The sequence below is a fragment of the Chishuiella sp. genome (assembly GCF_032109125.1).
Lineage (GTDB): Bacteria > Bacteroidota > Bacteroidia > Flavobacteriales > Weeksellaceae > Empedobacter.
Genome location: NZ_DAMCLZ010000020.1, coordinates 23,699 through 33,225, shown reverse-complemented (window position 1 = coordinate 33,225; position 9,527 = coordinate 23,699). Strand labels below are relative to the sequence as shown.

Annotated in this window: 7 protein-coding genes, 1 tRNA gene and 1 pseudogene; 7 read left to right on the top strand and 2 right to left on the bottom strand. The window is 29.8% G+C overall.

What is annotated here, in order from left to right; translation table 11 throughout:
- Positions 1–506: 506 nt before the first annotated feature.
- Positions 507–2,177, bottom strand: a complete 1,671-nt coding sequence (gene rho / locus RT575_RS14930; RefSeq protein ID WP_313386977.1) for a transcription termination factor Rho — start codon at positions 2,175–2,177, stop codon at positions 507–509.
- A 173-nt stretch (positions 2,178–2,350) separates the two neighbouring features.
- Here rho and RT575_RS14925 point away from each other — a divergent pair, with 173 nt between their 5' ends.
- The 7 genes and pseudogenes from RT575_RS14925 to RT575_RS14895 all read left to right on the top strand — a co-directional run bounded on the left by RT575_RS14925 (position 2,351) and on the right by RT575_RS14895 (position 8,790).
- Complete coding sequence (locus RT575_RS14925; protein WP_313377145.1) at positions 2,351–2,764, top strand: DUF4293 domain-containing protein; 414 nt, start codon at positions 2,351–2,353, stop codon at positions 2,762–2,764.
- A gap of 229 nt (positions 2,765–2,993) precedes the next feature.
- Positions 2,994–5,177: a glutamine synthetase III gene (locus tag RT575_RS14920; protein ID WP_313386978.1), complete on the top strand. Its 2,184-nt coding sequence runs from the start codon at positions 2,994–2,996 to the stop codon at positions 5,175–5,177.
- 105 nt (positions 5,178–5,282) lie between these two features.
- Complete coding sequence (gene prfA / locus RT575_RS14915; protein ID WP_313386979.1) at positions 5,283–6,374, top strand: peptide chain release factor 1; 1,092 nt, start codon at positions 5,283–5,285, stop codon at positions 6,372–6,374.
- 346 nt (positions 6,375–6,720) lie between these two features.
- A tRNA-Ser gene (locus RT575_RS14910) sits at positions 6,721–6,805 on the top strand.
- 255 nt (positions 6,806–7,060) lie between these two features.
- Positions 7,061–7,294 carry a hypothetical protein gene (locus tag RT575_RS14905; protein WP_313581923.1) on the top strand — a complete coding sequence of 78 codons (234 nt, stop codon included), beginning with the start codon at positions 7,061–7,063 and terminating at the stop codon, positions 7,292–7,294.
- Positions 7,273–8,265, top strand: a pseudogene (locus tag RT575_RS14900) (TCR/Tet family MFS transporter); the annotation flags it as partial. The gene RT575_RS14905 and the pseudogene RT575_RS14900, both read left to right, overlap by 22 nt.
- Positions 8,266–8,340: 75 nt before the next feature.
- Positions 8,341–8,790: a copper resistance protein NlpE gene (locus tag RT575_RS14895; RefSeq protein ID WP_313581920.1), complete on the top strand. Its 450-nt coding sequence runs from the start codon at positions 8,341–8,343 to the stop codon at positions 8,788–8,790.
- Positions 8,791–8,829: 39 nt separating this feature from the next.
- On the opposite strand, the gene RT575_RS14890 is transcribed toward RT575_RS14895, so the two are convergent.
- The gene (locus RT575_RS14890; RefSeq protein WP_313581918.1) at positions 8,830–9,426 is read right to left on the bottom strand and encodes a ribonuclease HII; all 597 of its coding nucleotides are present in this window, start codon (positions 9,424–9,426) and stop codon (positions 8,830–8,832) included.
- Between the last annotated feature and the right edge of the window lie 101 nt (positions 9,427–9,527).

The window sequence follows — 9,527 nt, the reverse complement described above, 5'->3', positions numbered from 1 at the left end:
CGTGCGGGTTCAAGTCCCGCCTGAGGTACTAAAAGCTCAAGAATTTATTTTCTTGGGCTTTTTTTATTTTAATAATAATTTATTTTTGGGCGACTGGACAGGCTTTCCGCTATATCTTTTGTTCGCTAATCGCTCATAAAAGGATGTCACTACAATCCTTGTCGCAATTTGGTACTTAACTAAAAAGTAATGAAAATATAGATGATAAGTTTTTATTAAAAATGTTTCTTAATTACACATTTTAAATTTGTACTAACAACTAACAACTAACAACTAACAACTAACAACTAACAACTAACAACTCAATCTCTAATGCAATAGCAATTGAAGTGGAAATTCTTTGCTAGCATCTTAGTATTTTTTTATATTTTCCTTTTCTTTGCTAGTAAAGATTGGGAACAAAAAGTGCGACCCGTAGGGGATTGCCCTAAAGAAAATAAAAAATATATAAAAAGCCATCTAAATAATTTTAGATGGCTCTTTAGCTTTTATGTTTTTATTAAATTTTATCCATTCATAGAAATTAAAAACTCGTCATTGTTACGTGTGTTTTTAATTCTGTTATGTAAAAATTCCATAGCTTCTACAGGATTCATATCTGATAAATGGTTTCTTAAAACCCACATGCGTTGCTGTGTTTTGTCGTCTAATAATAAATCATCTTTACGAGTAGAAGAATTAACAAGGTCAATAGCAGGGAAAATACGTTTATTTGCAATCTTACGATCCAATTGTAATTCCATGTTACCAGTTCCTTTAAATTCTTCGAAAATTACCTCGTCCATTTTAGAACCAGTGTCAATTAATGCAGTTGCTATAATAGTTAAAGAACCTCCATTCTCTATGTTACGCGCGGCACCAAAGAAACGTTTTGGTTTATGTAATGCGTTTGCATCTACACCCCCAGATAAAACTTTACCAGATGCAGGAGAAACAGTGTTGTATGCTCTTGCTAGACGAGTAATAGAATCTAAAAGAATTACAACATCATGTCCACATTCTACCATTCTTTTGGCTTTTTCCAAAACAATATTTGCAACTTTTACATGGCGATTAGCTTCTTCATCAAAAGTAGATGCAATAACTTCTCCGTTTACAGAGCGTTTCATATCTGTAACCTCTTCTGGACGTTCATCAATTAATAAAACAATTAAATAAACCTCAGGATGATTTTGTGCAATACCGTTAGCAATATCTTTTAAAAGCGATGTTTTACCTGTTTTTGGTTGTGCTACAATCATACCACGTTGTCCTTTACCTATAGGAGTAAATAAGTCGATAACACGATTAGATAAGGCTTTAGAATTACTAAGATTAAATTTTTCGTTAGGAAAAAGAGGAGTTAAATGCTCGAAAGAAATACGATCACGTACATAATCTGGTGTACGACCATTAATTTCTTTTATTTTGATCAAAGGAAAATATTTTTCACCTTCTTTTGGAGGACGAACTTCTCCAGTAATAGTATCTCCAGTTTTTAGACCAAATAAACGAATTTGAGATTGAGAAACATAAACATCATCAGGAGATGATAAATAATTAAAATCAGAAGAACGAAGGAAACCGTAATTGTTGTCAGGTAAAATTTCTAGAACACCTTCAGTGTTTATAATTCCATCAAATTCGTAATTCGCAGCGCGATATTTATTTTTTTGATTTTGGTTATTTTGATGATGATTATCGTTTTGATTTCTATCAGATTGATTATTTTTTTTCTGATTATTTTGGTTGTTCTGATTGTTTTTTCGAAGATCTTGACTTTTGTTAGATCGTTCTTGAAACTTATTTATTCTAGGATTTGTCTCTTCTGTTTTTTGAACTTTTTCAGTTGATTCAGAGTTTTTCTCTTCAACTTTATTTTGTTCGTTTACTTTTGGCTGTTCTTCAACTTCAGGACTAGAAACTCTTTTTCTTTTTTTATTGTCTTTTGGTAGTTTGTCACTTTCTTCTACTGGAGTAGATTCATTGGCAACTTTTTTTTCCTTAGCTTTTGATTCTTTTAACTTTGGCTTTTCAGCTTTTGGTTCTTCAGCTTTTGGTTGAGAGTTTATAAATGCTAGTACAGCATCAAGCAATTCACCTTTTTTAAATTTTTTATACCCATCTATTTTTAATTGCTCGGCAACATTTTGTAAATCAGGTAATTTTAGTGATTTTAATTCTTTGATATCAAACATAATCCTATAACTAAGGTATTAATTTGTTTTATTTTTTTAATTCAATAAAGTAATTGGGAATCATAACAATAGAATTGTTATAAAGCGATAAATTTGAGATTTATTTATGCAATAGTACGAATAATTATAAAAAATCAAAAAAAAAAATTATATTTGTATTCGAAATTTAAGAAATGATACAAAGAAAGCAAAGTATATATTTATTCTTAAGTGGAATAATCTCTAGTATATTCGCCACAAATTTTGACAAATTATTTGATATTAAATTAGATTGGTTGTCAAATCCAGAACAAGGAAATTATATTTTTTCATTAGCTTTTTTCTTTTCTGCTTTAATTTCATTTTTAACAATTATGCTTTATAAAAAGCGTAGCTTACAAATAAAGCTAGATTGGTTAAATATTATTTTGAATGTTTTATTAATTGGTTCTTTTGTATACAGTTTACTCAACTTACCTGGAGAAGGAAATTCTGAGAAAGGTATTTGGGCATTGGTTCCTTTAGCTTCGATTGTGCTTCTGTCAATTGCCAATCGGATGATTAAGAAGGATGATGACCTTGTAAAATCAGTAGATCGTTTCAGATAGACCAAGAACTTTTTATATTATGAGTGTCTAAAAGCTGCTTTAACTAATGTTAAAGCAGCTTTTTTTATAAATTAAAGTTAATAAATTGTTATTTTAAAGTTATTAGAGCTCTCTATTTTGGGGATGTTTTTTAAAAAACACTAAAAAATAAGTTTAACCCTTAAAAAAATAAGGGTGTGTATTTGTTTTTATATTATTTTTGCTTAGTCAAACAAAAAACAAATACTTAATGTCTACATTACGATTTAAAGCATTAGAGAAAACAGTGAATAAACAAGCAGAAAATGTTATTATAACAGAAAAACTTTCTACTTTGTTCAGTCAAAATGTATTTTCTGATGATACTATGAGAGAATATTTGCCAAAACCAGCATTTAAAGCTATCATGTCTGCTAAGGTAAAAGGAACAAGAATTCCTCGTGAATTTGCTGATCAAGTTGCATCTGCAATGAAAGATTGGGCAATTTCTAAAGGAGCTACACACTTTACTCATTGGTTTCAACCATTAACAGGAACTACAGCAGAAAAACATGATTCATTTTTTCGTCCAACAGAAGATGGACGTGCAATTGATACTTTCGAAGGTTCTGCATTAGTTCAACAAGAGCCAGATGCATCATCTTTTCCAAATGGAGGTATTCGTAATACATTTGAAGCAAGAGGATATACTGCTTGGGATCCAACATCTACAGCATTTATTATAGGGACAACATTGTTTATTCCTTCAGTATTTATTTCTTATACAGGAGAAACTTTAGATTATAAAGTTCCATTGTTAAGAGCATTACAAATTGTTGATGATGCAGCAACTGATGTTGCTAAATATTTTGATAAAAATGTAACAAAAGTACAATCAACTTTAGGATGGGAACAAGAATATTTCCTAGTTGATTTAAATTTATACAACTCGCGCCCAGACTTACAATTAACAGGTCGTACTTTGGTAGGACATTCTCCTGCTAAAGGACAACAATTAGACGATCATTATTTTGGAGCTATTCCAATGCGTGTGATGGCTTACATGCAAGAATTGGAAGTAGAATCTATGAAATTAGGTATTCCAATTACTACACGTCATAATGAGGTTGCTCCAAATCAATTCGAATGTGCACCAATGTTCGAAGAGGCAAATCAAGCAGTAGATCATAATTCATTATTAATGGATTTAATGGGACGTATTGCTAAAAAACATGATTTTAAAGTTCTTCTTCACGAAAAACCTTTTGCTGGAGTTAATGGGTCAGGAAAACATAATAACTGGTCTTTATCTACAGATACAGGAGAAAATCTATTATCTCCAGGTAAAAATCCAAAAAAGAATTTACAGTTCCTTACATTCTTTATTAATACAATAAAAGCTGTCTCAGAATATGGAGATATGTTACGTTCTGCGATTGCAGAAGCAGGTAATGATCACCGTTTAGGAGCAAATGAAGCACCTCCAGCAATTATTTCTATTTTCATTGGATCTCAGTTAACTGCTGTTTTAGATGAATTAGAAAAAGTAACTGAAGGAAAATTATCTCCTCAAGAGAAAACTGAATTAAAATTAAACGTTGTAGGTAAAATTCCAGAAATTTTATTAGATAATACAGACCGTAACAGAACTTCACCATTTGCTTTTACAGGAAATAAATTTGAAATTCGTGCTGTAGGTTCTGCTGCTAACTGTGCTGAGCCAATGACAGTAATCAATACAATTGTTGCTCAACAATTAAAAGATTTCAAAGTGGAAGTTGACAATTTAATTTCAGGAGGTTTATCAAAAGACGAAGCTATTTTCAATGTATTACGTGAGTATGTAAAATCATCTCGTCATATTTTATTCGAAGGTGATGGTTATTCTGATAATTGGGTTAAAGAAGCTGAAGGAAGAGGTTTAAATAATTACAAAACAACTCCAGAAGCTTTAAAATTAGAGTTGGATCCAAAATATATTGAGATTTACGAAAAAACAGGTGTTCTTTCTGCTCGTGAAGTTGAAGCTCGTAATGAAATTAAATTAGAGAAATATTCAACTAAAATAGCTATTGAATCTAATGTTTTAGTAGACTTAGCATTATCTCAAATTATTCCTGCAGCAGTAAAATATCAAAATGTATTGGTAGAAAATGTAAAAGGTTTAAAAGAAATTTTTGGTTCTGAATTTGAAAAATTAGCTAAAGATCAAATTGATATAATTAAAGTAATTTCTAAACATATCAATGTAATTAAAACATCTGTTGATAAATTAGTGAAAGAAACTAAAAAAGCAAAAGATATTGCTGATCATCAGAAACAAGCAGAGGCTTTTGCTAATAAAGTAAAACCTTTATTTGATGATATTCGTTATCACTCAGATGAATTAGAAGAGTTAATTGATAACAACTTGTGGCCATTAACAAAATACCGCGAAATGTTATTTACAAGATAATAAAATAAATTATTTAAAGAAAACCGACGAAATTTCGTCGGTTTTTTTTATACAAATTTTTAGAATACCTTGATAACTTGTATCTTTGCAAACCAATAATTGATTATGGCAGATTTAGGTCTATTAGATAAATTAAGAGCAATCAAACAACGTTTTGATGAGGTAGCGGATTTAATCATCCAGCCAGATATTGTTACAGATCAAGCTCGTTACGCAAAATTAAACAAAGAATACTCTGATCTTAGAGACTTTGTAGAAATTCAAAAAACATACGAAGGCTATATTAATGCTATTGAAGAAGCAGAAGAAATCATTGCAGATGGATCTGATGCTGAGATGGTAGAATTAGCTAAAATAGAGAAAGACGAAGCAATTAATGCAATTCCTCCTTTGGAAGAGGAAATAAAAATGATGCTTATTCCTAAAGATCCAGAAGATGACAAAAACGTTGTTGTCGAATTACGTTCTGGTACAGGTGGGGATGAAGCAGCTATTTTCGTAGAAGATATTTATCGTATGTACTCTATGTATTTCAAAGAAAAAGGATGGAAACATGAAGTATTAAATTCTTCTGAAGCTTCAGGAAAAGGTTACAAAGAACTTGTAATGCAAGTAGAAGGTAATGCAGTTTTCGGAACAATGAAGTATGAATCTGGTGTTCATCGTGTGCAACGTGTTCCTGAAACAGAATCTCAAGGTCGTGTTCATACGTCAGCAATTACTGTAGCTGTTTTACCAGAAGCAGAAGAAGTAGATGTTGTTATAAATCCAGCAGATTTGGAATACCAAACAGCTCGTTCATCAGGAGCTGGAGGGCAAAATGTAAATAAAGTTGAGACTAAAGTTCAACTTACACATAAACCTTCTGGTATTGTAATTGTATGTCAAGAAGCACGTTCTCAACATAAAAATAGAGAAAAAGCCTTACAATTATTACGTACAAAATTATATGAGATAGAATACGAGAAAAAACATTCTGAGCGTTCAGCACAACGTAAATCTTTAGTATCTACTGGAGATCGTTCTGCAAAAATTAGAACATACAACTATCCGCAAGGTCGTGTTACAGATCATCGTATCAATAAATCTATTTATAATTTAGATAATTTTATGAATGGAGACATTCAAGAAATGATAGATGCATTGAAAATGGCAGAAAACGCAGAAAAATTAAAAGGATCAGAAGAAGACTTCTAGAATTTCTATTTAAAAATAATAAAAAAAAACATCTCATTATTGAGATGTTTTTTTATGAATATATTTTGGGTAATCACTTTGTGCAACGCTTCTCTTTCCAATCTTTTTATTTCACTAGAACGCTACGCAAAAAGGATTTTCATTACAATCGCTATTGCAAAGCATATTTCTATTAGAAACTGGTAATAAATAATAGAAAAGACCTTTTTATTAAAAAAAATAAAAAAAATATTTATCTGTAAATCATTTAATTAAAAAATAAATTAAAAATATTTCATTTTATAGTTTGGAAAAACCAAAAAGCATTCTATATTTGCACTCGCAATACCGTAGTAAACGGTGTTAAGGAGAGTTGGCAGAGTGGTCGAATGCGGCAGTCTTGAAAACTGTTGAGGGTCACACCTCCGGGGGTTCGAATCCCTCACTCTCCGCTAAGAAAACCTAATAGATTTATCTATTAGGTTTTTGTTTTTTCTGTAGTTTTGGAAAATTTTATTTTAATAAAACTGAAAGGAAAAATTAACATAAACGAAAGATGAGAGTTTGTCAGAATCTCTTTCCTTTTGTTGTAAAATAAATAATCTTTTACTCTCCGTAAAAAAATACAATAGATTTAATCTTTTTATAATCTTAAAAGAGTGGTTTATAACATTTGCTGTAGTTGTAGTTTTTTTTGATATTTGTAAATGGCTCTTTTTATAACTTTAGATAATGTCTACAAATTGTATAACCTTGATTCTTCAAAGAAGACTGAAGGAATAGTTATTCTTAGTCAACAAAATAATGCAAAGAAGAAATATACAAGTCATAGTCGATTATTTGATGGTCTATTATTAGGATTCATGGTAAATGGATCCATGAAATCACAAATTCATTTTTTAGAATATGAAATAAATAAGGGAGACGTCCAATTATTTTAATTTCTCTTTTTGGATTTACCATAGACTATATATTGTTAGCATTTGCATCTAACATTGGTTGGTTGTTTTTTGGAAGAATTATTGCTGGTCTTACAGGAGCTAGTATTTCAACAGCTAGTGCGTACATAGCCGATATATCTACTGATAAAGATAGATCTAAAAATTTTGGTTTAATAGGTGTAGCTTTTGGCTTAGGATTTATTATAGGTCCTGTAGTAGGAGGATTACTTGGGTATTATGGATCAAGAGTTCCTTTTTATGTATCTGCTATTTTATGCATGGTAAATTTTCTTTATGGATTGTTTATATTACCAGAAAGTTTAAAAAAAGATAAACGAAGAGCATTTAGTTGGAAACGTACAAATCCGCTAGGAATATTTGTTTTTTTAAGGAAACAACCAAAAATATCAAATCTTGTTTTTGCTTTAATTTTGGTGTATATAGCTCTTCATGCAGTACAGAGTAATTGGCATTTTTTTACTATGTATAAATTTAATTGGACAGAAAGAACTGTAGGTTTATCACTTGGTTTACTTGGTTTATTAATTGCATTAGTACAAGGAGTTCTAATAAGATGGACTATTCCTAAATTAGGTGAACATAAAAGTCTGTATTCTGGGTTATTATTCTATGCGTTAGGTCTGATACTATTTGCATTTGCTGATCAAGGCTGGATGATGTTTCTTTTTCTTATTCCATATTCTTTAGGAGGTATTTGTGGGCCAGTATTACAATCAATAATTAGTAAAAATGTTTCACCAAATGAACAAGGAGAACTTCAGGGAATATTAGCCAGTTTGATAAGTGTTACTGCCATTATAGGTCCTCCAATTATGACAAATTTATTCTATTATTTTACACATGATAAAGCACCATTCCAATTTTCAGGAGCACCATTTTTTCTATCATCTATTTTAATGCTTTTTAGTGCAGTTATTATCTATTTTTATTTTAAAGGAAAAAGTAAATGATATTATTAAAATAATTTTTTGAAAGTTATTAAAATATAGTCGTAATTTGTTTCGATAATAATTGAATAATTTTATATGAAAAAAATTATACTTTCAGGAATAATTATTTCCCTTTTATTGTTTTCTTGTCAATCAAAAGGTTTGCAGCAATCAGAGAAAAAAGATATAAAAGTTACAGAGTCTACAACAGAAACTATAACTGTTAATGCAGCTAATTCTTTGGATTGGGCTGGTAAATACGAAGGTGTATTACCTTGTTCTGATTGTGAGGGAATAAAATATATTGTTGAATTAAAAAAAGATGGAAACTTTTTTATAGAACAAGAATATTTAGGTAAAGAAACTGTTTATCAAGATGAAGGTTTTTATAAATGGGATAGTACAGGAAATACAATTCATTTAAATTCTAATGTTAGTCCATTATTTCTTAAAGTAGAAAAAAATGAATTAAAAGTATTAGATGATAAAGGAAAAGAAGCTACAGGTAAATTGAAAGATCATTATACACTGAAGAAAATAAAATAATAAAAAAGTGCATTTGTATTCAACAAATGCACTTTTTTATTATAAGTCTAAGCTTAATTGATCTGGTAACAATTTAAATGTTGTACGATGATAAATTGTTGCACCATATTCTTTAATAGCTGCTCGATGTTCTTTTGTAGGATATCCTTTATTTTTTTTCCAATTATATTCAGGAAACTCTTTATCAATTTTCGCCATATATTCATCTCTATATGTTTTTGCTAAAATAGATGCTGCAGCTATATTCATATATTTAGAATCACCTTTTACAATGCATTCATGTGGAATATCATTGTAAGCATTAAATCTATTTCCATCTACAATAATAAGATCTTTTGGGCAATCTAATTGATCAATTGCTCTATGCATAGCAAGGAAACTTGCATTCAAAATATTTATTTCATCTATTTCTTTAGGAGATACAACACCAATAGCCCAGTAAAGAGCATTTTTTTCAATAAAAGATCTTAGCAAATTTCTTTTTTTTTCGGATAATTGCTTAGAATCATTAATTATATTATTTTCAAATTTATCTCCTAAAATCACAGCAGCTGCTATGACGGGTCCACTTAAACAACCTCTTCCTGCTTCATCACAACCTATCTCAAATTCGTAATTTGATAAAACTTTGTCCAATTTTTTGAATTTTTAACAAAATTATGAAATTTTTGTGAAAAAAGCTTTTAAAATGTTATAAAAACCTTAAGTTTATAAAAGTTTTAAAAATGTTTTAACAA